The organism is Paenibacillus paeoniae, assembly GCF_003388735.1.
Classification (GTDB): Bacteria; Bacillota; Bacilli; order Paenibacillales; family Paenibacillaceae; genus Pristimantibacillus; species Pristimantibacillus paeoniae.
The window spans coordinates 843,342-869,682 of the sequence record NZ_QUBQ01000001.1; the positions used below are offsets into that span (position 1 = coordinate 843,342).

At 50.8% G+C, this 26,341-nt stretch carries 14 protein-coding genes and 1 tRNA gene; 8 read left to right on the plus strand and 7 right to left on the minus strand.

The genetic code is table 11. The features are described 5' to 3' along the window. The first annotated feature begins 4 nt into the window (after window positions 1-4). The 5 genes from DX130_RS03740 to DX130_RS03760 are packed head-to-tail and all read left to right on the plus strand — an operon-like array spanning window position 5 to window position 14,674. The gene (locus DX130_RS03740; RefSeq protein WP_116042943.1) at window positions 5-10,219 is read left to right on the plus strand and encodes a non-ribosomal peptide synthetase; all 10,215 of its coding nucleotides are present in this window, start codon (window positions 5-7) and stop codon (window positions 10,217-10,219) included. Window positions 10,220-10,252: 33 nt separating this feature from the next. Then, window positions 10,253-11,224, plus strand: a complete 972-nt coding sequence (locus DX130_RS03745) for a cysteine peptidase family C39 domain-containing protein (protein WP_116042945.1) — start codon at window positions 10,253-10,255, stop codon at window positions 11,222-11,224. A 38-nt stretch (window positions 11,225-11,262) separates the two neighbouring features. Beyond that, window positions 11,263-11,979 carry a thioesterase II family protein gene (locus tag DX130_RS03750; RefSeq protein WP_240644308.1) on the plus strand — a complete coding sequence of 239 codons (717 nt, stop codon included), beginning with the start codon at window positions 11,263-11,265 and terminating at the stop codon, window positions 11,977-11,979. Between the two features lie 20 nt (window positions 11,980-11,999). Further along, complete coding sequence (fabD, locus tag DX130_RS03755) at window positions 12,000-13,292, plus strand: ACP S-malonyltransferase (RefSeq protein ID WP_240644309.1); 1,293 nt, start codon at window positions 12,000-12,002, stop codon at window positions 13,290-13,292. A 14-nt stretch (window positions 13,293-13,306) separates the two neighbouring features. Then, window positions 13,307-14,674: a M20/M25/M40 family metallo-hydrolase gene (locus DX130_RS03760; RefSeq protein ID WP_116042948.1), complete on the plus strand. Its 1,368-nt coding sequence runs from the start codon at window positions 13,307-13,309 to the stop codon at window positions 14,672-14,674. A gap of 288 nt (window positions 14,675-14,962) precedes the next feature. Here DX130_RS03760 and DX130_RS03765 read toward each other — a convergent pair. After that, a tRNA-Leu gene (locus DX130_RS03765) sits at window positions 14,963-15,049 on the minus strand. 162 nt (window positions 15,050-15,211) lie between these two features. Beyond that, window positions 15,212-15,550, minus strand: a complete 339-nt coding sequence (locus DX130_RS03770) for a hypothetical protein (RefSeq protein ID WP_116042950.1) — start codon at window positions 15,548-15,550, stop codon at window positions 15,212-15,214. A 375-nt stretch (window positions 15,551-15,925) separates the two neighbouring features. Here DX130_RS03770 and DX130_RS03775 point away from each other — a divergent pair, with 375 nt between their 5' ends. After that, the gene (locus DX130_RS03775) at window positions 15,926-16,717 is read left to right on the plus strand and encodes a divergent polysaccharide deacetylase family protein (protein WP_420818512.1); all 792 of its coding nucleotides are present in this window, start codon (window positions 15,926-15,928) and stop codon (window positions 16,715-16,717) included. Here DX130_RS03775 and DX130_RS03780 read toward each other — a convergent pair. Continuing rightward, on the minus strand, window positions 16,682-17,392 hold the full coding sequence (locus tag DX130_RS03780; RefSeq protein WP_240644310.1) for an N-acetylmuramoyl-L-alanine amidase family protein: 711 nt from the start codon (window positions 17,390-17,392) through the stop codon (window positions 16,682-16,684). The two genes, DX130_RS03775 and DX130_RS03780, sit on opposite strands and share 36 nt — an antisense overlap. Window positions 17,393-17,555: 163 nt before the next feature. Here DX130_RS03780 and DX130_RS03785 point away from each other — a divergent pair, with 163 nt between their 5' ends. Further along, window positions 17,556-17,756: a YqzE family protein gene (locus DX130_RS03785; RefSeq protein WP_116042954.1), complete on the plus strand. Its 201-nt coding sequence runs from the start codon at window positions 17,556-17,558 to the stop codon at window positions 17,754-17,756. Here DX130_RS03785 and DX130_RS03790 read toward each other — a convergent pair. From DX130_RS03790 to DX130_RS03800, 3 genes are all read right to left on the minus strand, one after another. Further along, the gene (locus DX130_RS03790; protein ID WP_116042955.1) at window positions 17,753-18,649 is read right to left on the minus strand and encodes a hypothetical protein; all 897 of its coding nucleotides are present in this window, start codon (window positions 18,647-18,649) and stop codon (window positions 17,753-17,755) included. The genes DX130_RS03785 and DX130_RS03790 overlap by 4 nt on opposite strands. Before the next feature lie 126 nt (window positions 18,650-18,775). After that, window positions 18,776-19,720 carry a YqhG family protein gene (locus DX130_RS03795; protein WP_116042957.1) on the minus strand — a complete coding sequence of 315 codons (945 nt, stop codon included), beginning with the start codon at window positions 19,718-19,720 and terminating at the stop codon, window positions 18,776-18,778. After that, window positions 19,717-21,537 (minus strand): DEAD/DEAH box helicase, encoded by a 1,821-nt coding sequence (locus DX130_RS03800; protein ID WP_116042959.1) that lies wholly within the window; start codon window positions 21,535-21,537, stop codon window positions 19,717-19,719. Before DX130_RS03800 ends, DX130_RS03795 begins: the two co-directional genes overlap by 4 nt. 180 nt (window positions 21,538-21,717) lie before the next feature. Here DX130_RS03800 and DX130_RS03805 point away from each other — a divergent pair, with 180 nt between their 5' ends. After that, window positions 21,718-24,405 (plus strand): adenosylcobalamin-dependent ribonucleoside-diphosphate reductase, encoded by a 2,688-nt coding sequence (locus tag DX130_RS03805; protein WP_116042960.1) that lies wholly within the window; start codon window positions 21,718-21,720, stop codon window positions 24,403-24,405. Window positions 24,406-24,600: 195 nt separating this feature from the next. Here DX130_RS03805 and DX130_RS03810 read toward each other — a convergent pair whose 3' ends face one another. Continuing rightward, on the minus strand, window positions 24,601-26,181 hold the full coding sequence (locus DX130_RS03810) for a hypothetical protein (RefSeq protein WP_116042962.1): 1,581 nt from the start codon (window positions 26,179-26,181) through the stop codon (window positions 24,601-24,603). Between the last annotated feature and the right edge of the window lie 160 nt (window positions 26,182-26,341).

Sequence of the window (26,341 nt, forward strand, 5' to 3'; positions counted from 1 at the left end):
CGCCATGTTTCAACTGGATCTGCTGGATGCAAAAAGGAATCATGACACATCCGGGCGGAAGGGGCGGAGTGGAGGTTCCATCTCCGATATTTCCCTCAAGGATATTGCTATTGTCGGGATATCCGCCAAATTGCCGCGCGCAGAATCGCATGGGGCGTTTTGGGAGCTTCTGCGGGGCGGGCAAGATCTTGTAGGCGGATTCCCTGAATCCCGTAAAAAGGAACTGAAGCCGTATTTGCGCCATATGGAGGCGCAATACGGCTCTGTCTCCTTTTTTGACGGGGCCTATTTGGACGATATTTCTGGCTTTGATTACTCCTTTTTTCGACTTTCACCGAAGGAAGCATCCCTTATGAGTCCTGTGCAGCGGCTATTCTTGCAGACAGCTTGGCAAGCGCTTGAAGACGCGGGATACGGCGGAGATTCGCTGCATGGCTCGCGCACAGGTGTTTTTATCGGGCATAATGCGGATGCGCTTCATGATTACAAACGATTGATAGAAACGTTGAACCCCGACGCCTTATCGATGGCGGCTCCGGGCAATTTAAGCTCCATGATTGCTAGCCGAATCTCGTATTTGCTTAATTTGCGGGGACCGGCGATCAGTGTGGATACAGCCTGCTCTTCCTCTCTGGTGGCTGTGCATCTCGCTTGCCAATCCATACGCAGCGGCGAATGCGAGGCGGCGATTGCTGGCAGCGTGAAGCTGAATGTGCTGCCGATCGATACAGGCATTCGCCTTGGCATCGAATCGAGCGACAACCGGGCCAAAACATTCGATGAATCATCGGACGGCACAGGCATCGGCGACGGTGTGGTGGCGCTGCTGCTTAAGCCGTTGTCTCGCGCATTGGAGGATGGGGATCACATCTATGCGGTCATAAAGGGCAGCGCCATGAACCAGGACGGCAGCTCGGTCGGTATTACCGCGCCGAATGCGCTGGCGCAGGAAGATGTCATTGTACGTGCGTGGCAAGACGCAGGGATTGATCCCGAGACGGTGACGTATATGGAGGCTCACGGAACGGGAACCTCGCTTGGCGATCCCATTGAGATCGACGGACTTACGCGCGCTTTCCGAAGATATACTGACAAGAAGCAATTTTGCGCAATTGGCTCGCTTAAAACCAATATCGGCCATCTGGATCATGCCGCTGGTATTGCCGGTCTGCTCAAGGGAATTTTGTCGCTTGTTCACAAACAGATTCCTCCAACGCTCCATTACCGGTCGCCTAACCGTAAAATTCCGTTTGTAGATTCTCCAGTTTATGTCAATGACGAATTAATGCCGTGGGAGACGGAAGCGGAAGCAAGGAGATGCGGAGTAAGCGCGTTTGGCATGAGCGGAACTAACTGTCATGTCATCCTGGAGGAAGCGCCAGTTCAGCGGCAGCCTGGCAGCAACAGCATAGGTAAGATTGGGACTCGTCAGGCTGCAACTGATGAAGCTTCGCTTCCGGCTTCGAGTGGAATGGAGCTGTTCTGCCTGTCGGCTCATAGCAAGACAGCATTGGAGCGGCTTGTACTGTTGTACCAGGATTGGATCGCAGGGCAAGGCGGTGACGATGAAGGGTGGAGCCTGGCGAATGTCTGCTACACCTTGGCTGTAGGCCGGGGGGCGTATCGTTATCGGCTTGCCATCGCGGCCAGCAGCAGGGATGAGCTTGCCCAAGCTTTGGACGCTTTGGCCGAAGGCGGATTATCAGCCGAGCTTGCGCTGCGAAACGTCTATTACGGCCTTTTGGATTCTCCAACCGCCGGAGAATTGCGCGAGCAACAAGAGGAACAGAAAATCGAAACTGAGGAGCTCGGCCGGCGTTTTGTCGCCGGGCAAGCCATCGACTGGAAGAAGGTATATCAGGGGAAACGTTGTTCCCGGATTCCGCTTCCGACTTATCCGTTTGACCCTCATCGCTGCTGGGTGGAAGAGGACCAAAGTGGCTCAGCGCTTCGTACGCCGTCGGCTGTGTGGAGCAAAATGTGGCTGAAAGAGGATCTGCCTCATCAGCTTCGTCAAGAGATGGAGGAGTCGTTTGCCAGATGGCAAGCCGCGCTGGAGGCGGAGAACGGGCACCGCACGAAGCTTGGCATGAGCGTTGCATTAACCGGGGAAGGCTCCGGTCTCCAGTGGGAGCAGCGTGTCGCAGACGTATGGGGTGACCTGCTTGGCTATGCTGAAATGCCTGCCGATGCAGGATTTTATGACCTTGGCGGCGATTCGATCATCGCCCTTAAAATTGTGAACCGGATAAGCGAGCTTGCAGGTGTCCGCGTGCAGGTTGTAGATTTGCTGGCCCATGCGGAGCTGCCTTCGTTTACGGCTATTGTTGAGCAGCGAATACAAGAAAAAGAGACGGCTTTGACAGACGGGGATATCTCTAGGCAGGCGACTGATTATGTCTCAAGACACCTCATCGAAGCTATTCCGATAGCCCCCCAGCAAGAGCATTATCCGGTTTCTTCGCCGCAAAAGCGTATGTATTTGCAGCAGCAGGCGATGCCGGAGGATCGAAGCTATAATTTGCCCGAATTGCTGGAATTGGACGGAGCTCTGGACGCGAACCGGCTGGAGGCAGCTCTGCAAATGATTGTGGAGCGGCATGAAACGCTTCGGACCACGTTCCATGTGATAGACGGAGAGATTAGACAGTGCGTTCATGCCAGCATTCCTTTCCAGTTAGTCCGTATGGAAGTGAATGAGCTGGAGGCTGGCGAGGCGCTTCAAAGTCTGTATCAGCCATTCAGGCTTGATACGACACCATTATTGCGCGCCGCATTGCTGACACTGCAGCCGGAGCGGCATTTGCTGTTTCTGGACATGCATCATATCGCTTCAGACGGCATGTCCGCGGGCATTCTTTTATCGGAACTTATAACTTTATACCAAGGTGGCACATTGCCGCCTCTGACGTTGCAATACAAGGATTATGCGGTATGGCAGGAGGCAATGCCGCCGGTGGAAGCTTCGGAGCGGTATTGGCGGGAGCAATGCGAGGGAGAGTGGCCGGTGCTGGAGCTGCCGACAGACTTTCCTCGTCCGCCTGTGAAAGGCAACCGAGGCGAAACGTTCGAGCTCTACGTCGATGCCGATCTCATGGCGGAAGTGCGGAGCCTCGCCGCGCAGTCGGGCGCAACGCCGTTTATGGTGCTGCTGGCGGCGTATTACACGTTCCTCGCCCACTACACGGGCGCTGAGGATATTGCCGTAGGAACGCCGATTGCAGGGCGGTCGAGGCGCGAGCTGGAGGCGGTAGCGGGCATGTTCACCGGTACGCTGGTTCTGCGCGCATATCCGGAGGTCAATAAACGTTTCCGGGATTTCCTGGATGAGGTAAAAGAGATGGCGACCGGCGCCTATACGCATGCGGACTATCCCTTTGAGGAAATGGCGCAATGGATCGACAGAAGGGATGCCAGCCGCAGTCCGTTGTTCGACACCATGTTTATCATGCAAAACTTAGGGATTCCGGATTCTTCATCGGAAGGGCTGTCTTATCGCCACAAGCGGTTCGAGCATGGTACAGCCAAATATGATTTGATGATTCAAGCGGTAGAAAACGGGGATCGACTGCGCCTAGTCGTGGAGTTTAATACTGATTTATTCCTCCGCGCTACAGCCGATCGGTTCATGAGGCATTATGTGCAGCTGCTGCGCAGCTTGACGCTCCAGCCTGAGGCCAAGCTTGGCGAGGCGGTCATGCTGACGGAGGAAGAGCGCCGGGAATTGCTTGCGGTCGGAAAGCGCGAAGCGGAATTTCCGCCGCCGCGCCCTCTGCATGAGGTGTTCAAGGAGCAGGCGGCAACTGTACCGGACCTGCCGGCTGTATCCTTCGGCGGCGATGCCTTGACGTATCGGGAGCTGGATGCACGTGTGGACGCGTTGGCGCTCACATTGCGAGCCAAAGGTGTCGGACGAGGCAGCGTGGTCGGGATTATGGCGGAGCGCTCCATTCCGATGTTCACCGCGATGCTTGCCGTCATGAAGGCGGGAGGCGCTTATTTGCCCGTTGATCCTCATTATCCCGAGGAGCGCATCCGCTATATGCTTGCGGACAGCGGAGCGGTCCTTGCGTTCACGGACGGTTCTCGTGCTGATGGGGAGGCTTGCGTCCCTGCAACGCTGCATGTGTTGGACTTGGCGGATGAAGCATTGTTTTCGAACGATGAACATGTCTTGATCTCGTTGACGCAGGATGCGGCAAGTGCGGATGATCCCATGTATGTGATCTATACGTCCGGCTCGACCGGTCAGCCGAAGGGCGTTATAGTGCCGCATCGCAGTTTCTTCAACTTCGGCCATTCGCTCCGGATGTTTTTTGAAGGGCAATATGGCGCAGGGGACAGAGCCTTGAGTCTGACGAACATCTCGTTTGACGTGAGTGTAGCGGAATTATTTATGCCGCTTATGTTCGGGGCCTGCGTGGTGCTGTATCCAGAGCCGAAGCTGCTCGATCCGCGCCAGATGGCTGCCGTTATAGCGGAAGAACAAATTACGTTCGCGTATATTCCTCCCTCTCTATTAAAAGAGGTAGCGCGATTGCTAGAGCAAGAAGCCGGTGGCGTTAAGCTGGACAAAATGCTCGTTGGCGTAGAGCCGATCAAAGACGAGACGCTGGCGCTTTATACGAGACTGAATCCCAACATTCGCATTATTAACGGATACGGCCCGACGGAGGCAACAGTGTGCTCCAATATGTATGCCTATAAGCCGGGCGCTTATCGGGGCGGGTATGTGCCGATTGGGGGACCGATGCATAACGTCGAAATTCTGATTTACGGCTATGGCGGACAGCTCGCTCCCTTCGGCGTATCGGGAGAGCTGTATATTGGCGGGAATGGCCTTGCCCATGGCTATATGAATAAGCCGGACATGACGGCCAGCCGATTCGTGCCGCATCCGGAGCAGCAGGGACGCCATCTGTACCGTACCGGGGATATTGCGAAGTGGCTGCCGGATGGCAACGCCATGTATGTAGACCGGGTTGACCAACAAATTAAAATCAGAGGTGTACGGATTGAAATGGGCGAAATTCGCTCGCAGCTGCTCACCCTTCCCGAAGTTGAAGATGCGGTCATTGTCGTCCGCATGCGCGACAACGGCGAGAAGGAGCTGTGCGCGTATGTGGTCGCTTCGGACAAGCTACCGTCGCGAGAGTGGAGAAGGAAGCTGAAGGACAAGCTTCCGGAAGCGATGATTCCGGCTTATATCGTAGCGATTGATGCGATACCGCTTACGCCGAATGGAAAGGTAGACCGGCGCGCTTTGCCGGAGCCGGAGGCTGGGGTTCGGGAGCATATAGAGCTGGAGCTTCCTCGCGATGAGACAGAGGAGCAGGTTGCCGCGATATGGAGCGAAGTGCTGGGGGACTCGGCTGGACCATATAGCATCTATGACGACTTCTTCGAGCTTGGCGGCCACTCTCTGAAAGCTGCTGTGCTTGCGGGGAAACTTCAGCAGACAATGGGAGTCGAGGTGCCGCTTAGCGTCATGTTCGATCAAACGACGATTGCGGATATGGCGGCATGGCTGAAGGAGCAGGATATCACAATTGCGGCGATACAAACGATTCCGAAGGCGGAGCCTCAAGAATGGTATCCGATGTCGCGGGCTCAGGGCCGGCAATATATGATGCAACTGCTGGCCGGAGAAGCCACAATGTATCATGTTCCGTTTGCCATTCGACTGCAGGGCAAGCTTGATGTGAATCGGCTCCAAGCCGCCTTCTCCTCGCTGATTAGCCGGCACGAAAGTCTGCGCACGACTTTCCATCTGACGGATGAGCAGTTTAGGCAAGTGGTGCATGAGCCTTATCCATTCGAACTGGAGATGCTGCATCAAGCGGCGTGGTACGTGGAAGGTCGAAACGGAGATGACAGGCCGAGCGAAATGCCAGTGACTGAGCTGATGGAAGCGTTCAAGTCTCCGTTCCGGCTGGATCAGCTGCCGCTGATGCGGGGGGGCCTTATGAAGCTGGATCAGGAAGGGGAGCATTTGCTGCTTCTGGATATCCATCATATTGTGACGGATGGTGTGTCCTCTGGCATATTGGTGAAGGAGTTGATGGAGCTATACTCCGGCCGCGAGCTGCCAGAGCTGCGCGTGCAGTACAGCGACTATGCGGTATGGCAAGAAGCCCGATTTGCGGATTCTGCCTATGAAGAGCATGAGGGCTATTGGCTGGACACCTTCGAAGGCAAGCTGCCCGTGCTGGAGCTTCCAACGGACTATCCAAGGCCGTCGATGCAAAGTTATAGAGGCCAACGGTATTCGTTCCGACTGGATGCCGGAACAACTGCGAATGCGAGAGGGCTGGCGCGGGAATTAGGGACGACCCTGTATACGGTTCTGCTGGGTGCCTTTGCCGCTATGCTGGCGAGATACAGCGGTCAGTCCGAAGTCATTATCGGTACGCCCGCTGCGGGCAGGGAGCATGCGGATACACATGGCATAATCGGGATGTTTGTCAATACGCTGGCGCTGCGAACACGACCGGCTAATGACAAGACGGTGCGTGATTATGTAACCGAGCTGCACGGTCATGTCGTACAGTCCCTCCAGCGTCAGGCTTATCCTTTTGAGGAACTGGTTGAGAAGTTGAAGCTGGATAACGATCGAAGCCGCCATCCGTTGTTCGACGTCATGTTTATTTTGCAAAATATGGATCAAGTCGTCATGGAAGGAGACGGAGTCTTATTCCGGGAGATGCCTTTCGAGGCAGGGACAAGCAAGTTTGACTTAACGTTGGAGGCGGTGGAGAGGGAAGCAGAAATTGAGGTCCAATTAGAGTATGCTGCGGATTTGTTCCATGAGGATACCGCTCGCCGCATGGCGGAAAGCTACGCTGTTCTTGTGAGGGAGATGTGCGGAAAACGGGATGGGACGATTGGCGAGCTGGAGTTGATAAGTGCAGACGAGCGCGAGCAACTATTGGCGGTGTTAGCAGGAGGGAGCGTACCGGTACTGGGCGCGGACAGAGAGAGGAGCGGTGGCAGAATGGAACATAAAGCGCAAGAGGGGATATCGGAACGGCAAGGAAACGGCACCGGAGCGATAGGGCAAACAACGGCGGAATGGATCGGTATCGTGCAACAAGTGGAACGCCAAGCCGCACGTACGCCGGACGCTCCAGCGATTCAATTCGGCGCAGAGACGGTAACCTATGCTGAACTGAACGAACGGGCGAATCGGCTTGCCCACTCTCTTCGGGCAAAAGGTGTGGGACCTGAACGGATCGTTGCGCTTATGGCAGACCGCAGTCCGCTTATGCTGGCAGGCATCTTGGGCGTATTGAAGGCCGGTGGCGCATACGTTGCTATTGATCCTGCTTATCCGAAGGAAAGAATCGACTGGATGCTGGAGGATTGTGGAGAGGCGCTGTTGCTGACTCAAAAAGCGTATGCTGGACGGGTCACTGAGGCGATAGTGGAATGGTATTTGGATGATCCGGAACTATACGCTGCTGACAGGGGCAACCCGGATCCGGTCAATAAACCGGGAGATTTGGCGTATGTGCTGTATACGTCGGGCTCGACCGGACGCCCCAAAGGTGTAATGATCGAGCATCGAGGGTTATCTCATTTTATAAGCGGCTTCAAGAACCGAATTCCGCTTGCGCGAGGCCAAGCCATTCTGGCGATGGCATCGGTATCCTTCGATATCTTCATTGTAGAAAATATGCTTCCGCTTACGCTGGGGATGCGAATCGTATTGGCAAGTGAAGAAGAACGCAATGATGCTATCCTGCTTCAAGGACTGATTGCTGCCCATGGGGTAGATGTGCTGCAAATTACGCCTTCCCGCTTCAAATGGTGGATGAATCAAACGGGCGATACCGATGCCTTGCAAGGACTGAGCGTGTTGATGATCGGAGCGGAGCCGCTGACGGCTGATTTGCTGACCAGACTGCGCGCTGCAACCGGAGCCAGATTGTTCAATCTATACGGTCCGACGGAGACAACAGTCTGGACGTCGATTCGGGAAGTGACCGCAGGCGAGGACATTACGATTGGAACTCCAATTGAAGGCTCCGTCATGATGGTGCTTGACGAGGGACTTAAGCTGCAACCGACTGGCGTTGTTGGTGAAATCTGTATTGGCGGAGCGGGTGTCGGACGAGGGTATCTCAGCCATCCAGAATGGGATATCGCTTTTGTGCCCAATCCATATGCGCAAGGTGAAAAAATGTACCGTACGGGCGATCTTGGCCGAAGACTTGAAAATGGCGAGTTTCTCTATGCCGGCCGCCGCGACTTTCAAGTTAAAATCAGAGGTCACCGGATTGAAATCGGGGAGATCGAACAGCTGTTGCTGCGACACGAGCAAGTGAAAGAAACGGTTGTCACGGCTTTCCAGGAGGAGGATGGCGAGTATGCGTTATGCGCCTACATCATCCTGCAAGAGCCTCAGGGCGCGGAAGTGGAATTGAACGGGGATGATCGTACAAGTCAAATAATCGGAAAGCTGCGCGACTATCTCGGGGACAAGCTTCCGGCGTATATGATACCGGGTTTCATGATGTTCCTGGGAGAGATTCCGCTCACACCTACGGGCAAGATCGACAGAAGGGCGCTGCCTCAGCCCGGTCAGGCCGATGAAGGCAAGCGTGAGCTTGCTCCGCTGACGACAGATACGGAGCACAAGCTGGCGACCATTTGGCGGGAGCTGCTGGGGACGGATGCCATTGGCGCCAAGGACAGCTTCTTCGAGATTGGCGGCCATTCCTTGAAGGCGGCAAGTATGGTCGGCCGCATTGCCGAACGATTCGGCATACAGGTGACGCTGCGTGACATTTTCATGAACCCCACGCTTGAAGGACTTGCGACTCTGCTTGATAACAGCGGTACACAGGCAGCCGAACGTATCCCGAAGCAGCAGGAGCGCGACTATTATCCGATGTCCAGAGCGCAGCGCCGTCAATTTATGATGGAGCTCATATCGGGCGAAGCAAAGATGTATCATGTGCCATTTGCTATTCATATGCAAGGCAAGGTTAATGTGGAGCGTCTGGAGGAGGCTCTGCTGACGATTATGAAACGTCATGAGTCGCTGAGAACAACGTTCCATCATGAGGATGACGAGTTCCGCCAGCGCGTGCACGCGGAGCCGGTGTTTACGCTAGAGCGCAATGCGAGACTTAGAATGGCCGCGAACAAGCTGCTTTCGGAAGGCGGAGACGACGGGCTATATAACGGAATGAGTCAATTGATGGAGCGATTTATTCGTCCGTTTGAACTGGGAAATCTTCCGTTGTTCAGGGCTGGATTGATACCGCTAGGCGAAGAGCGTCATCTGCTGCTGCTGGACATTCATCATATTATTACGGATGGCGTATCCGTCAGCGTGCTGCTGAAGGAATTGACAACCTTGTACGGCGGCGGAGAATTGCCGGAACTGAGTATCCAATACCGGGATTACACGGTATGGCAAGAGGATACAATCGGCAGCGAGACTTACAAGGGACATGAGCGGTATTGGCTGGAGGCATTTGATGGTGAATTGCCAACGCTTGCGCTTAAGACAGATATGGCAAGGCCAGAAGTGCAGCGATTCGAGGGCGGTCTGGTTCGTTTTGAGCTTACCGAGGAGACCTCTAATCAAATTCGATCCTTCGCGAGCGAACGTGGTACGACACTGTATACGGTGCTGCTGGGAGCCTTCACGATGCTGCTCGTTAAATGGAGCGGACAGGAAGAGATTATTGTGGGTACGCCGGTCGCCGGTCGCAATGACGCGCAATTGGAAGGATTGATCGGGATGTTCGTCAATACGGTCGCGATTCGCAGCTTCCCGGAGACGTACAGAACGGTCGGCGACTACCTGTCCGAGCTGCATGAGGATGTGCTGCGCGCATTGGAGCATCAGGATTATCCGTTCGAGGATTTGGTGCAACAGCTGGGAATCGAATCGGATCGAAGCCGCAATCCGTTATTTGATACCATGTTTATTTTGCAAAATATGGATCGGGTTGCTTATCGCTCGGGTGGATTAGAATTTGAACCTAAGATATTTGATCCGGGCGTCAGCAAATTTGATTTAACGCTTGAAGCAGGGGATGTGGACAACAAGCTTGGTTTTGGATTGGAGTATGCAACAAGCCTTTTCCGGGAAGAGTCGGCACATGCTCTGGTTGATGATTATATTTCCATCGTGAAAGCGATGATAGAAGGCGGTGCAAGCCGTAAAATCAGTCAAATTATCGCAGCAAACCAACTTGATTGAATGATACATCCCAATTGAAGGAGGCGACGAGCTATGAAGCTATCGATGAAAAGAAAACCGTTTAACGAGTTTTGGATGAACTGTATGCTGAACCAGGCGTTTTCGATTGCGGTGTCGGAGGAGCCAAGCTACAGGGATGCGGCTTACCTTAATATTTACCGTTATTATCCGTGGGAGGCCGCAACGGACAAGGACTTCCGCTATCCGACGATTGACACGCTGTATTACTTGGACAATCCGGCCCAGTTCCCTTTGTCGCAAGCCATTCGCTTTATTGAGCCGGGACATTTCCGCAGCAAGGACACGATGTTGGAGGAAATCAGGGACATGCTGAGGGGCGGACGCAATCTGAGTGTAAACGTCGATTTGTATGATTGGCTTCCGGGCAGCATGGCATGGAAGAAGTTTCATTGGTATCATTATTCGCTGTTTAACGGATATGACGAGGAACGCGGCACTTTCTACGTCATCGACGATACGCTTGCGGGCTACGATGAGCATGAAGTGCCGGAGGAGAGGCTGCTTAAGGCGTATGGCAATGCAGAGTATAACGTGAATCCCGATTATTTGGGGCCAGCCTACTACGTCTACAATCTGCAACCGACGATTCAGCCATACGAGCTGAAGCTGGATGAAGTGGTTGGAAATGCAGAGCGGCTTGTGAAGGAGCTTGGGACATTTTCCATAGAGGGCATGTGGAACGTAGATCCTGAACCGGAGAAAAAGCAGGCTCACCTGACGTATGGCCTTGTCGGAGTCAATATCATCTGCAACAGACATATCGCCAACACATCACTGCTCCGTTCCATGCAAGAGAAGGGACTGATCAGCGGGACGCTGTACGAGTCGCTGTCTGAGCAGCTCGGCACGGTTCGTGACGGATGGGATCTTGTGAAAGACCGGTTTGTAACAGGGGATTTTGAGCGTGACAGAGAGCTGGGGTTTGCAGGTGGTTTGTTTGCCAAAGAAAAAGCGTTCTGGGCAACGCTTGCCGCAGGCGCGTAAGACGTTAGTTCAATCATACTACCCGAAAGGCGGGCGTTATGATGGCAACTTTAATTTGTGTACCCTATGCAGGAGGTTCCGCTCAAGTCTACAAACGCTGGACAGGAAAGCTTCATCCTTCCTTGCGTCTGGTTCCGGCCGAGCTGGCGGGCAGAGGAAGCCGTATGGGACAGCCGTTCTACAGAAATACAACTGAAGCGGTACAAGATTTAATGCCTATGGTGAGAGAGGCGGCATCCCGCCCTGAACCGTATGCTTTGTTCGGCCACAGTATGGGAAGCTTGCTTGTATATGAGCTGCTCCATGCGTTGATAGAGGAAAAAGTGCCGCTGCCCATCGCGGCTTTCCTCTCAGGCAGAGGTGCACCGCACTGCGAGCTTGAGCAGCAACGCCGTCTTCATGAGCTGCCGGATGATAAGTTTTTGGATGAGGTGAAGGGGCTTGGCGGGATGCCGGCGGAGTTGTTCCAGCATCGGGAGCTGTTGAATCTCTTTCTGCCGATCTTAAGAGCCGACTTCAAGCTGGTTGGAGAATACGAACCTCAGAAACGGAAGCCATTACCGCTCAGACTGACGATTCTTAGTGGCAAAGAAGACAGTACCGTAAAAGGCTTATTAAGTGAATGGGAGCCATACGCGACAGGTGGCTGCGATCGGGTTCTGTTTGAAGGCGGACATTTTTTTGTGCACGAGCAAGAAAAGGATGTCGTGTCGCTCATTAATAAAACGTTGACGGAAGTACCTGCCTTAATCTGACCCATGGAGGAGCGTGACGGATGATGCTGGACAAACATGCGATATGGTTTCCCGGTCAGGGCTCGCAGCGCGTCGGAATGGGAAAAGCGCACAGCGAGCGGTATGAGATAGTCAAAGACACCTTGGAGGAAGCAAACGAGGCGCTTGGACGGAATCTGAGCGGGCTGATGTTTGAAGGGCCGATGACCGAACTGACCAAGACAGAGAATGCCCAGCCGGCTATTCTGGCGCTAGGCGTGGCCATGTACCGGGTCTACAGCCGTGAGTGGGGCTACGTTCCCGCGATTGCAGCCGGACACAGTCTGGGCGAGATTACGGCTTTAACCTGCTCGGGAGCGATTGCATTCCCTGATGCGCTCAGACTTGTGCACAAGCGCGGCGAGCTGATGCAAGGTGCGGCGGCATCGGGCATAGGTGCGATGGCTGCCGTGAATGGGTTAAGCCCTACTGTTGTTGCGTTGGCATGTCTGGAAGCAAGCGCTAGCTGCACGGACGGGAACCATGTCGTTGTCGTATCGAATATCAATTCAGAGCAGCAAACGGTTATTTCCGGTCATAAAGAGGCCGTTAGACAAGCATCCCAGAGGTTAGCCCTGCAGGGTGCTTCCGTTATACCACTCCAGGTAAGCGCTCCGTTCCATAGTCCGTTAATGGCGCCTGCGGCGGCACAGTTTGCCGAGGAACTTAGCCGAATTGCTTACGGAGAACTGAGCTTTCCCGTTGTTTCTTCCTTGACGGGGATGCCCTATAAGGATGCGGGCGAGATTGCGGAGCTGCTGGCAAGAGGACTTACGGATCCTGTCAATTGGACGGCGGTCATCCGGTATCTAAAAACCGACAACATCACCACTGCAGTGGAGATTGGGCCAGGCAATGTGTTAAAAAGATTGGCACAGCGGGATCATCTCAGTGTGTTCGCATTGGACGATAGGGAGGACGAAGTCCATGTGTTGACTATGAGCAGGCAATCGGAACCAGCCGGCCGTTATACGATTGAACTGCTCAATCGCTGTCTGGCGATAGCCACCTGTATTCGCAATCGCAACTGGAATCAGGTGGAGTATGAGCAAGGGGTCTCTGTCCCTTATCGAGGGGTTCAAAGGCTGATCGATCAACTCCGGGAGTCGGGAGAGCAAGTCTCTGAGGAGCATGTGAAGCAAGCGTTGGCGATGCTGGAGTCGGTATTTCAGACGAAAGGCGCGCCCGTCGAAGAGAAGGAGCGTCGCTTCGAAGGTTTACGTACCGAGTTCGGATTGGACAGCTTGCCCGGCGCAGCCCCATATAATCGGGAATATGCAGACAGTCTTCAATAGAAAGGAGCTGCGGGATGGTTAATCAGCATGCACACGAATGTCTGGAACAGGATGTCGGCGATGGTAACGCATCGCTGCCTTCTCCCGTAGAAATCCTGCAAAAACTGATTCGATATAATACGACTAATCCGCCAGGAGAGGAAGCCGCATGCATCATGTATATCCGGCAATTGCTGGAGGGTGCGGGCATCGAGACGCGGATCGAAGCGCTTGATCCGGGCAGGCCCAATCTGCTGGCTAGACTGAAGGGCAGCGGAGAAGCCCCTCCACTGCTGCTGTACGGCCATGTGGACGTCGTCGGTGTCGATAAGCAAGTGTGGAGCCGGGATCCGTTCGGAGGCGAAATCCATGACGGATTTGTATGGGGGCGCGGCAGTCTGGATATGAAAGGCGGCGTAGCCATGTTGGTGTCCGCCTTTCTCCGCGCGCATATAAAGGAGCTGCCACTGCGCGGCGACCTCATTCTGGCGATTGTTAGCGATGAGGAGGCCGGAGGCGAATATGGCGCCTCCTTTCTTGTTCAACAGCATGCCGATTATTTCGAGGGAGTTCAATATGCGATCGGTGAATTTGGCGGCTTTTCTTTCCATGCGCTGGGGAAAACCTTCTATCCTGTCATGGTGGCGGAGAAGCAGCTTTGCTGGCTGAAAGCGACAATTCATGGGGAGGGAGGGCATGGCTCCATGGGCAAGTCGGGCGTCGATTGTATGGGGCAGCTGAGCCGGATGCTCCAGTCGCTAAGTCAGAACAAGCTCCCGATTCGCCCCCACCCGGCAGCCAAATCTATGATTGATGGCATGGCTGCTGCATTGCCGCTCCTGCCGTCATTGCTGTTGAAGGGGCTGCTGCGCCCACGGCTGGGCAATGTCATTTTGAAGCTGCTGGGGGAGAAAGGGAATACGTTCGCTCCGCTTCTTCGCAATACAGTCAGCGCGACCGTTGTTCGCGGAGGGGAGAAGATTAATGTTCATCCCAGCGAAATTGTCGTCGAGTTGGACGGTAGAACGTTGCCGGGCGTAACTCCAGAGCAATTCATCGAAGAGCTGCATGAGCATATGATAGATAACTCTATCCAACTTGAAATGATTCGGCATGACCCCTGTGCAGCCGCTCCTGATATGGGCATGTTCGGGTTATTGTCCGAAGTGCTGAAGGAAGCTGACCAAGAGGCTGTCCCGGTACCTATGCTGCTTCCTGGAGGGACGGACGGTAGATTGTTTGCCAAGCTAGGTATTCAAACCTACGGGTTTCTCCCGATGCGGCTTCCCAAGGAACTGCAGTTTACCAAACTCATTCATGCGGCAGATGAACGTGTACCGGTGGAAGCCATCAGCTTCGGCACGGATGCCATCTATCGGGTGCTGGAGCGTTACGGAGAATAGCTGCGGCGAATAAGCAAGAGTATGAGTACGATCACGGAACAAGCGCAAGCTTCAAGGCGAGGCAACCCCGGTCGTTGTCAGCCTTGAAGTGTGCGCTATTTGTCGTACAACCGATATGGCCCCCTGCCATATGACGAGCACAGGGACGGAAGGTGCTAAATGAATGAGCACCTTCTTTGTGTTTGTCGAGTGAGTAGTTAGAATTCTTGTAATATAAGCAGCAGCTTCTAATTTCATAAAACAAAAAAGGCTCCCCATCATATGATTGGGAACCTGTTAAGGACGATATGGTGCGGTCGAGAGGACTCGAACCTCCACGGCTGTTACACCACTAGAACCTGAATCTAGCGCGTCTGCCAATTCCGCCACGACCGCATATCTTTGACGTCAACGAAAATGATCTTACCATAATAGACATGTGAGGGTCAAGCATTTATTTCCTGATAGCGAAAAATAGTTGAGAACTTTATAGCAAGAAGCGAGATTTAGATGGAAAAAAGCCCGGGACAAAAGCAATGCCCGGGCGATGTTCAAATATTAGTGAAACGTAAAGGTAACGTCGGATATCGACCATGGGTTGCCAGGGAAGAAGAAATAATAGGTGCCTGCCGGCAAGTTATAATACGTATGGCTGAAATGACCGATTCCAAACATATCTCTCTTACTGTGCAATGCGCTGCCTTTGTACAGCAATACGTCATTATTGCCCGGGTAAGCGCCGCGTGTAGCGTATCCTGTAATCGTAAGATCACCGCCGCCTACAAGCGTATAGCCATAAGGATATTGCAGCGCAGGGGTCGAAGCGGATGCAGGGACAGTAAATATTAAGGCCATAATGACTGCTAGCATGGTAAGCATAGCTCGTTTCGTTCTCATCCATCATCTTCCTTTCGAATTGGATTTTCTGAAGGGGATGTCTAGACGGATGCTGGCCAGCAATTCAGATGAAAACGCTGTCACCTTCACTATAAATTTAGCAAATAATTCAAAAATAGTCAATGAATATATCGATCTTTCATAGGGATATAGAAGAATAAGAGGTGAAAGGTTTATATAGTAGCAGCGATAACATCCATGATACAGAATTCCGGTTTTCATAATATGTACCTGTAGAGGAAATAATAAGCGAGACGTCTTGGAACGTACACTGACAGAACAGGAGTCTAATCCATGAAAATGAATCGGAGCAGCGGGAAATCGAAACAGAGGTTTTCCGCAAGCTTGATGATGAAGTGCAGCATCAGCTTATTAATGCTTGTGGCCTTGCCGACAGTGCCAGTTATGGCCAATACTTCCGTTATACAAGGAATGTTGGGGACTGAGATCAAAGCTGTAGACAGCCGCACCCTGGCGATTGTAATCGATGACTTCGGCAATGGGATGCCCGGCACGGAAGAAATGCTGAAGCTTCCAGTGAACATTACAGTTGCGGTCATGCCGTTCATGCCGACGACTCAACAAGATGCGGAGGCTGCGCATGAACGGGGACATGATGTCATTGTTCATATGCCGATGGAGCCAAATAAAGGAAATAAAAAATGGCTGGGGCCCGGCGCGATTACTGCCGACCTGAGCGATGTTGAAGTTCGTAAGCGAGTGGAGGAGGCCATTGACAATGTGCCTCACGCCATCGGCATGAACAATCATATGGGTTCTAAAATTACGGCGGATGAGCGACTCATGCGTGTTGTGCTGACCGTATGCAAGGAAAGGGGATTGTTTTTCCTCGACAGCCGGACCACATATAAAACGGTTGTACCCAAGATAGCTAAGGAGGTCGGAATTACATTGTTGTCTAATGATGTGTTTCTGGACGATGTGTATACCGAACAGCATATCTCAAAACAGGTATCCCTTTTGCGCAAACATCTGGAAACGCACGATAGCGCCGTCACAATTGGTCATGTCGGGCCGCCAGGCAAGAAAACGGCCTCTGTGTTGAAACAATCCATTCCTGGCATGAAGGACATTGCGGACTTCGTCAAGCTGTCCGATATGGTACAGGGTTCAATGAGCGATCCATTTATACTGCCGAATCCCTGAGGCGATCGCATGGGCAATTTCATTTTGCTTGGCGGCATCCGTCAGCATAGCTCTGTCTTCTGCATTGCTAATAAAGCCCATCTCTATGATGACAGAAGGCTGGTCGACACGTCGCAACAAATAAAACGGCTCTCCAAGCCGAGGCAGGGTTGCCGCCGCTTGTTGCCTATTCAGCGCGTCTTGCAGGCAGAAAGCCAGCAAGGCGCTTTCTCCGGCTTCTTGATGCAGGACAAGCGGTCCGCGTTTTGAATGATTGCGCGCGGCATTCACATGAAGGCTGACTAACAATTCGCTTCCGATTTCTTCGGTCAATTGTCTGCGCTGGGACAGATCCTTTCGATGACGGGAGCGGGTGTTATGCCATCTATTTTCTTCGCTGAGCGCGTAGTCACCTGTACGGTTCATAATGGCGGGAACGCCTTGACTTCTTAGGATCAGGTACAGCTTGCTCGCAATGACAAGATTAATGTCCTTCTCCAAGGTTGCGCCATGTGATGCGCCGCCGTCTATGCCACCGTGGCCAACGTCAATGATGACCGTCGTATGCGGAAGGGTCCAGTTCTGCTCTTCATCGAATTGTTCCGTCCATGCATCCCCTGATGCCCATACGGTATGGGCATTCCCTAATACTGCGCCAAATAGCGCAATTAAACTGATGACAAGCAAACGATTCATCCTTGCAGCCTCCCGCATGCTTCAAATTTACCCGTATCGACCGTACTCCATTAGGCTGGTTCCTCCGTTAGCGTGGCTTCTTCAAGGTAAACTCATACATGGTTAGGGGCAAAAAGAATGGGGAAAGCTTTAAATAGCAAGACAATTACAGGAGGTGAGAACGATGGCGGGAGGCAATGATCTGGTCAAATATATGACCGAGCAATTGGTTCAATATATGGAAACGCCTGCTGAGGATCGGAAGCAAGCAAGAACAACAGCCAAAGCATTAAGAGAGCCTTGGCTGACGCGCTGGTTCGGATGGGGACCTGCTGGCTTGCTGATTTGGTGGCGCGGCAGAAGCCGTACGCAGCGCAACCCTTAACGATAAAACTTTCCTTGCTTCGAAAGAAGATCAATCGGCATATAACGGCGGTCATCATCTTCATCCTTGCCTAAGGCAATATAGATTTGGCCGCCTTCCCATGTATCAAATCCCACGATCGACCACACCTGAAGCAGCTTTCCTTCAAAGGACTCAGACGTATACCGAATTTCCTTCTTGTCCGTTATTAACTTCAGTAGGGATGAGTAATTTTTATCACTAATAGCAAAAGGTGCTTTTGTCAGCCAAGGCAGACGGCCATAGGGGTTAAATGCAGGGATAACTGTGGAGTTATTGATCTTTGCACCTGAATCGGTCAAACCTGACGGTACGTTAGCTTCATCTTTAGGTTCATTCCATTCGTCATCTTTGCTGATGGGCAACTGCTCACCAGATACGGCATCGGCATAATGCACAATCGACTTGGATGAAATTCGCCATGCAGCGTGAAGCGGACTTGAATAGACTCTTTCTGCTTTAGTCTGTTTATTTATAAGTTCAAGCTGCAGCAGCGAGAGCTGCAGCGATTGTTCATTGAACAGAGGGTAAGGGCCTGTTCCATATTCACCAAGCTGGAAACCGCCTTGCTCAACTGCATGAATGACCAGATAACCGACGGGTTCTTTGGCTTTATTTTGAACAATAGCAAGCCAGCTATGCATGCCCGGTCCGAGAGGAGACATCGTTATGTTTGTTCCTCTCCAAGTTTTGTAACCCGGCTTTGTCGATAGCTCGTCCACCCAGCTTTTTGCTTGCTTCTGGACGGCCGAATCAGAAGCATCCAATGGTTGCCCGGCTGTTAAAGCATGGACTTGAAAATGTCCGAATACTACGGTTAGGCATGTCACAAGAAGCAGGACAGCGATCCACGGCTTACATACGAATTTTGACATTTTGTTTATCACCTCTTCATCAGTGTAACGGACAGGCTCGAAGAAGGCTGTTGCAACCTGTCGGCGAAACGGAGTGAATAATTGAGGTTTTTTTGCCGCAAAGCTGCGATTCCCGTCCCTTTCTATTCAATCGATTCCCTCCAAATGAAAAACACCGCAGTTAATGGCGGAAGCCGTCACTCTAGGCTCATATTGCCAACGGGTTTCCGCTTGCCGCTGCTCGTACTGTTCTTGAATGGCAGGCTTATTCTCGTCCGTCGCATGCTGCAGAAGCGTCTTGTAATAGGTGTCGATCCGGTCCAACTCCTCTTGAAGCCTGGAAGCAGCATCTCCTGCCCATGTATAGTCATAGGCCTTCAGTTTGCGCTCAAGCGCCTGCTCGATAATAGCCTGTGCTTTGGCATATGAAATACCGTTTTTGGCCACGTGAATATTGGCCGGTAAGCGCGGAGTTAGCCGTATCTCCAGCAGCCGATCGTGGAAGTGATCCGTACAGTAGCCGGTCACAAGCGAAACGCCAAAGCTATGGATTTCTTCGCGCTTGCGGTCGCAGGCGAATTCTACTTTTATATTGACCCCTAACCATGCGGTGTACGGCGTGGAGCTGAAGGGGCTTCCCCCGCGCTTATCCGATTCCTGGAACAGATAGACGAAGCTTCCGTGAGACTTCGCGGCTCCGAACAGCTGCTCCAGCCGCTGGGAGCCGAAGTAGACATCTTGTCTTGGAACTCTAGGCGCATTGACTGAACTGTTAATAAAGCCGAAAGAGCGGACAAGAGCGGCATCGGCTGCCGAGGCTTGGCTATCCGGCGCTTCCGGCTTGGCTGGATCAGGGTCAGTCTGCAACCCAGATTCATACTTCTCTTTGTCCGTTACGAATAGGAAGGTCATCGTCTCGGGTTCGGCGCCTACGCGGTCGACAAAGCTCCAGTAGTAGGGACGATTCGTCAGCTCACGGTCGGCATTCGGCGACAGCTTGACGGTAAAGTGAGCGGGCGACTTCTCAATAATGGAGCAATCGGTAGCTTCCAGATACCGGTTGACAAACTTATGAATTTGCTTGGTGTTCATGGCTTCACCTCCACGGACTGTCCCAGCCTGTCCATTTTCACCAGAAGATCGGGACCTGGGGAATATGGGTTGCTTCCGGATGACTTCACTTCATTGCGAATTTGGCTGATCGAGCTGCCTAGCGTATTCAACTGACGCTTCAGATCCTGATCATTGCCGGACTGTAGCAGCACCTTGGCCAGACGCTGCTCTAAGGATTCGCCGCCCTCCAGCTTCTCCAGAATATGATCTAGCTCACCAATGACCAGCTCGAACAAATTAATTTTCTCATGCAGCAGATTGACGATATGCTCTTCGATGGTGCCCAGCGTGCACAGGTTATAGATCTTGACGTCCTCGGTTTGACCGAGCCGATGAACGCGGCCGATCCGCTGCTCCACCCGCATCGGGTTCCACGGCAGATCGAAGTTGATCATATGGTGGCAAAATTGCAGGTTGATGCCTTCGCCGCCAGCCTCTGTCGCGATCAAGATTTGAGCGCGGCCGCGAAAGAGGTCCATCATCCAATCTTTTTTGCCCCGATTCATGCCGCCTCGATAGGGAACGGCCATCATGTTATGGGCTCGGAAAAATTGCAGCAAATATTCCTGAGTAGCCCTATATTCTGTAAAAATGATGACCTTGTCGTTCATTTCTTTCACGAGTTCCATTGCTTTTTCGGCCTTCGTATTGGCGGTAATGCCTTTAATCTTCTCTACCAGCTCCCAAATCTTCGGGCGGAGGGGAGAGTCTTCAGTCGTTTTCTTGAATAGATTAACTAAGGTAAGAAATACAGCGTCTCTGCTGCTGCATACTTCCCGTTGCAGCGTAACGAGCGATAGCATGCTGGTCAGGTCGCCGCCGCTTTCGTCGTATCGTTCCTTGACGAAGCCGGTTACTGCGTCATACAACGCTTTCTCTTCGGGTGAGAGATTGAGCGGAATGTTCTTCACGAACCGCTTCGTAAAATGAATGCCTCCGTCGCCTCTGCGATTGCGAATCATGACAGAGGACAGCGCTTCCTGCAGCTGATCTTCATTTTTCGGAAGTCGCTTGTCTACAACGAAATTCGCTGCAAAGTCGCTTTGACCGCCAAGTTGGCCAGGTTTTAGCAGCGTAATCAGGTTGTACAATTCGTCCAGATCGTTTTGAATCGGCGTTGCCGTCAGGAGCAGGCAATATTTTTTACGCAGTTGGGTGGCAAACTGATAATTGGTCGTTTTTTTGTTTTTCAGCTTATGGGCCTCGTCGATAATAATCAGATCGTAGTCAGTACCGAGCACACGCTCCCGGTGCGGCTCCCGCTTGGCGGTGTCCATGGAGGCGACGACAACATCATAACCCCACGTATGCTCTTTCTTCTGGGCAACGGCGGATATGCCGAACTTCTGATTCAGCTCTCTCACCCATTGGAGCACTAGTGAGGCGGGAACCAGGATAAGAGCCCGCTTGACGAGTCCGCGCACCATATATTCTTTTAGCACCAAGCCGGCTTCGATCGTCTTGCCAAGACCTACTTCATCAGCAAGGATCGCTCGGCCGCCCATCTCATGAAGCACTTTGCTGGCTGTTCCGATTTGATGAGGCATCGGTTCAAAGGAAGGCAGCGTACGCAGACATTGCAACTGCTCGAAGCTCTCAACCCGCTTCGCCTGCTCTGCTTCCATAGCAAGCTGATAGAGCGTCCAATCATCCCAAGGGCCATTGCGGCTTAAACGATGTTGAAGCTCGTCAAACCACGAGCGGTCTATTTGCAAGTCTACATGAGGATGCAGCTTACGTTTTGTAAAGGTCTGCCCGTTGTCCGAAGCGTTCTGCGTCTTATTGTCGGATGTCATCGTAGTGCTCCTTTCGCTAGTTGCAGGGATAAGTTGTCATTAGTATAGCCTTCTGGAGACATATTAATAAGATTCACGGTTCTGACAAATCATTATCTATATGTAGTGTGTTATAATAGCATATACATACAATATGTTGATTTTTGGTGCGATTCAATGGAGTGAAGGGAGAGAATCGGGATGCGAAGATTAACGGGTTTGAGCGAAAAAATCTTTTTGGACCGCTATGCGCGCAAGCATGCGGACGCACGGCGTGTGAAGGCTGGGGACATCGTGCTTGCCCTGATGAAGGACGATGCCAAGTTTCCAGTCAAGGAGGTAGGCGAGGTCGTTAGCCGCGATGGAGAGGAGGTAATTGTCCGCGCTGGTGACGAGGAATTGGTGAAAACCACGATCGGACGACTCACCCATCCGATCGAGCTGTCGCCGGAGCAAATGTGGGACCGGCTTGCGGAGGCTATGGCTTCTGTAGAGCGGACGCCCCCCAAGCGTGTGGAGTGGGAGCGGAAATTTCGTGAACTATTGAACGACTGGAAGCTGGTGCCGGGCGGCCGAATCGCAGCAGGAGCCGGAGCGAGCGACGAGTTGACGTTGTTCAATTGCTATGTGGTTCCTTCGCCTAAGGATAGCCGGGGCGGCATTATGCGGACACTCACAGACATGACGGAAATAATGTCACGAGGCGGCGGGGTCGGTATGAACCTTTCTTCATTGAGACCTCGAAGGGCTGTAGTAGCCGGAGTTAATGGCAGCTCCAGCGGATCGGTCTCCTGGGGTGGCTTGTTCAGCTACACGACAGGGCTTATTGAACAAGGAGGAAGCCGCCGTGGTGCACTAATGCTCATGCTGAACGATTGGCATCCCGATATTCTTGAATTTATAACGGTGAAGGAAACAATGGGGGAATTGACTAACGCCAACCTGTCTGTATGCTTGAGCGACGTCTTTATGGATGCAGTTAAGCGTGATCTGGATTGGGAGCTTGTATTTCCGGATACGAAGGACCCGGATTATGACGAAGTATGGACGGGAGATATGGAGGCGTGGCGTAGCCTGGGCAAAAATGTGTTGACGTACAAGAAGCTGAAAGCGAAGGACATCTGGCACCGAATCATTAAATCGGCATGGAAGTCGGCAGAGCCTGGCGTTGTTTTTCTGGAGCGCTACAACAAGATGTCCAACAGCTGGTATTTCAATCCCATTGTTTCGACTAATCCTTGCGGCGAACAAGGCTTGCCGGGCTGGGGCGTATGCAACTTGTCCTCTATTAATCTGTCGAAGTTTTACGATGCGGGGAAACGGGATGTCGATTGGGCAGAGCTGGGCAAGATCACACAGTGGTCGGTCAGGTTCCTCGATAATGTCATCGACAAAACGCCATACCACTTCGAAGAGAACGAGCAGAATCAGAAAAAGGAGAGACGTATCGGTCTAGGCACGATGGGATTGGCAGAGCTGCTGATCAAGCTAGAGATTCGGTACGGTAGTGAGGAATCGCTGGTCTTTCTGGATAAGCTGTATGGCTTTATGGCGAAAGAAGCATATCTGGCATCGACGCGGATTGCGTCGGAGAAAGGATCATTCCCTGCTTTTGATCGGGAGAAATATGTTCAGAGCGGCTTCATGAAAGAAATGATCAAGGCCTATCCCGAAGTAGGCGAAGCTATTGGGAGGAACGGCATTCGTAACGTTACGATCATTACACAAGCGCCTACGGGCAGCACCGGAACAATGGTCGGCACGTCAACGGGGATTGAACCGTACTTTGCCTTTGAATATTTCCGTCAGAGCCGGCTTGGCTTTGACAAGCAGCTTGTCCCTATTGCACAGGAGTGGAAGGATGCACATCCCGGTGCGGAATTGCCGGACTATTATGTGACGGCGATGCAATTATCCGCCGAAAACCACATTCGTACCCAAGCCGCTATCCAGCGCTGGGTGGATAGTTCCATCTCCAAGACGGCCAACTGTCCTGCGGATTTTACGATAGAAGAGACGGAACGGCTGTATGAGCTTGCTTATGAGCTGGGCTGCAAGGGCGTGACGATCTACCGGGACGGCAGCAGGGATGTGCAGGTGCTGTCTACTACGGAGAAGAGCACTGAGGAGAAGCAAGAGCAGGTTGAGTCGGCTCAAACAATAGCCGAAAAAACATCGTTGGCAGAGGACAGCTTGCCGAGTGAAGCCGTATCAGCATCGGATACCGATCATGCCCCGAAAGAGGTGCTGAGGGTGGTGCAAGAAGCGACGCTTTCGACTGAATCATTGCCAACAATCATTAAAGCGAACGTATCCCTAGAGCTAGATAGACCATATAAGAAGCGGCCAGACGTGCTGCGGGGAGCGACTTATAAGATGAACACACCGTTCGGTATGGCCTATATTACCATTAACGATCTCAACGGATCGCCTGCGGAAATCTTCCTAAACGTTGGCAAAGCGGGTTCCGATGTGTTCGCGATGGCGGAGGCGCTTGGACGAGTGTGCTCGTTGTTCCTTCGCTACGGAGACCATGGCGATAAAGTACGCCTCCTGATCAAACATTTGAAGGGCATTGGCGGCACAGGAGCGATCGGCTTCGGGCAAAACCGTGTAGAGTCGATTGCCGATGCGGTTGCGAAAGCGCTGGAGCTGCATGGGGACGGCGTGGCCGTTGGCCTAGAGTCGCTGGCCCCGGTAAAGCTGGAAGCGAGCAACAATGAGCAGGAGGCACATTCTGGGCCGGTCGAGATTGTGGAACAGGTAGAACTGGAATTAAGCAACCCCTATCAAGAAATCGATCTTTGTCCGTCCTGCGGTTCCGCAACGCTGATCAATCTGGAGGGCTGCAAGCAGTGTGTGAGTTGCGGGTTTAGTAAGTGTAATTAAAAGAATGAATGAACGTTGCTTAAAGTATTAAAGATGAACAATGCGATTTGTTTTTAAGAAGGAGTATATTTCTTTAAAGAAGTATCCGATTACTAATGAAAACACCAACTTTCGTGTGGAAAGTTGGTGTTTTCATTTATTTTAATGACACATTATATTTAAGAGCATAGACTGGAAAATAAATGAGGATAAGTTTTATTTTGTTTTTCGAATGATAAATGAACTGCCATTTGTAGTGAAAACAGAACCATCTGCCATCGATATGGTGTCTAGTGTATCTGACAAATTCATATGAATGTTGTCTAATAATAAGTCAATATTATTTTTGTATAGAGATATATTATTTTCATATTCATACTGTGTAATAATTCGATAATGGAAGTTGTTGTTTTGCAGCTTTTTTGTGAAATTTTCTAAGCGAGATGCTTTTATGAAAAAATGAAACTTTATATTCGCCTTATTTTTAAGGAGCATTAATTTTTCAATCGATTTGAAATCTATTTCTTCAAGAAATACAATATTACAAGCATGCAGCATAAATGAAAACTGACCAAGTTCATTTATTTTCGAATGTTGATTATCAATATATTTTATAAGTTTATTCATGCTTGTTGGATAAGGAGTTTTAGAGCTGGTTAGATATAGTGTCTCTTCGTTAAAAGTTGAAAAATCAATTGCTAATTTGTCTTCTTTTCCGTAAAAAATTTCGAATCGTTCAGAACTGACTGCTTTTTTAAGTGAGATGATATGAACGGCTAGTAATTTTAGGACTTCTTCTTTTGTATGGTATGCAATGATTGTATTTCTAGGATCAAATTCATGAAAAGATAGGAGAGTTGTACTTTCATTTTTTCTGATATGATTATTAATCTTTTTATATTCAGATTGTAATTCCCAAATGATTTTACGAAGCGAAACCTGGAAGATAGATGATTTCATACTAAGCAGGTATTCGTCTGAATAACGCAGATCTTCCTCTATTTTATCAATGTATATTTTCTGAATGAAGATAAATTGATTGCATAGATATCCGAGTTCGAAATTGTGATTTTTAATTTCATCAATCAAGTCATTTATTTGTTCAAATAAAAATTGTAATTGAATTTCTTCCTTTTGAAACAATTCGCTAAAACTACGTAAGCCTGATTGATAGAAGTATTTTTTTAAATCATATGAATTGTCATATAATTTTTTGAAAACGTTGATACGAATTTCAATGTAGTTTATTATTTTGTTCAATATGAAATCGACTTTCTCATGTAATGATGTTTCGGATGTGCCAACTATTGTTTTATGTATCTGTTCGATTTGAATCCAATGAGTTAATTGAAAGATCTCGTTATATATGTTGAGTTCTTTCATAGTTACAATAATCTCTGCTGAATCTATTAGTATGATTTTAACGGAGTGAAGCTTTTCTTTTTCTTGTTTCCAAGTTGACCATTGTTTTGTTTCTTTAATATCCATTATTTTAGGAATTACTAATGTCCATGTTTTCATTTTATAAAATGAGGATGAAACAGCTCTTTTAAAAGAGTTGTTTATTTGTTTGTAATCAATTTTATTCATAAAGAATTTACACTGATACACGTCGATGTGTTCGTTGAAATCACCTATGAAAATATCAATACCCTCATCACCCGGATTTTCACGTACTTTTTGGATATACTCATTGGGTAATTTTCTTTTTAACATTGTATAGCAAGCATCTTCGAATTTTTCTCTTGCACCAGCGGCACCGTATAGATCAATAAAATATTTAAAGTCTCTGTCCATATGCGATCTTCCTCACCTAACACAATTTCATTGAAATTGGTATTTGTCGTTTTGATAAGATTATGATGAAAGTTGCTTTCGTTTTAAAGTGTAGACAAGATGTGATAACTCGTACATTATTTGCAAAATTTAAGGAAGTTACAGAAGTTAACAACAGTAT

Excerpts from the sequence above, each read along its gene's own strand:
- DX130_RS03770 (WP_116042950.1), bottom strand. The coding sequence starts at position 15,550 with ATGAGAACGAAACGAGCTATGCTTACCATGCTAGCAGTCATTATGGCC.
- fabD (WP_240644309.1), top strand. The coding sequence starts at position 12,000 with ATGATGCTGGACAAACATGCGATATGGTTTCCCGGTCAGGGCTCGCAG.
- DX130_RS03790 (WP_116042955.1), bottom strand. The coding sequence starts at position 18,649 with ATGTCAAAATTCGTATGTAAGCCGTGGATCGCTGTCCTGCTTCTTGTG.
- DX130_RS03800 (WP_116042959.1), bottom strand. The coding sequence starts at position 21,537 with ATGACATCCGACAATAAGACGCAGAACGCTTCGGACAACGGGCAGACC.
- DX130_RS03785 (WP_116042954.1), top strand. The coding sequence starts at position 17,556 with ATGGCGGGAGGCAATGATCTGGTCAAATATATGACCGAGCAATTGGTT.
- DX130_RS03760 (WP_116042948.1), top strand. The coding sequence starts at position 13,307 with ATGGTTAATCAGCATGCACACGAATGTCTGGAACAGGATGTCGGCGAT.
- DX130_RS03745 (WP_116042945.1), top strand. The coding sequence starts at position 10,253 with ATGAAGCTATCGATGAAAAGAAAACCGTTTAACGAGTTTTGGATGAAC.
- DX130_RS03795 (WP_116042957.1), bottom strand. The coding sequence starts at position 19,720 with ATGAACACCAAGCAAATTCATAAGTTTGTCAACCGGTATCTGGAAGCT.
- DX130_RS03810 (WP_116042962.1), bottom strand. The coding sequence starts at position 26,181 with ATGGACAGAGACTTTAAATATTTTATTGATCTATACGGTGCCGCTGGT.
- DX130_RS03740 (WP_116042943.1), top strand. The coding sequence starts at position 5 with ATGTTTCAACTGGATCTGCTGGATGCAAAAAGGAATCATGACACATCC.
- DX130_RS03780 (WP_240644310.1), bottom strand. The coding sequence starts at position 17,392 with ATGAATCGTTTGCTTGTCATCAGTTTAATTGCGCTATTTGGCGCAGTA.
- DX130_RS03805 (WP_116042960.1), top strand. The coding sequence starts at position 21,718 with ATGCGAAGATTAACGGGTTTGAGCGAAAAAATCTTTTTGGACCGCTAT.
- DX130_RS03750 (WP_240644308.1), top strand. The coding sequence starts at position 11,263 with ATGATGGCAACTTTAATTTGTGTACCCTATGCAGGAGGTTCCGCTCAA.
- DX130_RS03775 (WP_420818512.1), top strand. The coding sequence starts at position 15,926 with ATGCTTGTGGCCTTGCCGACAGTGCCAGTTATGGCCAATACTTCCGTT.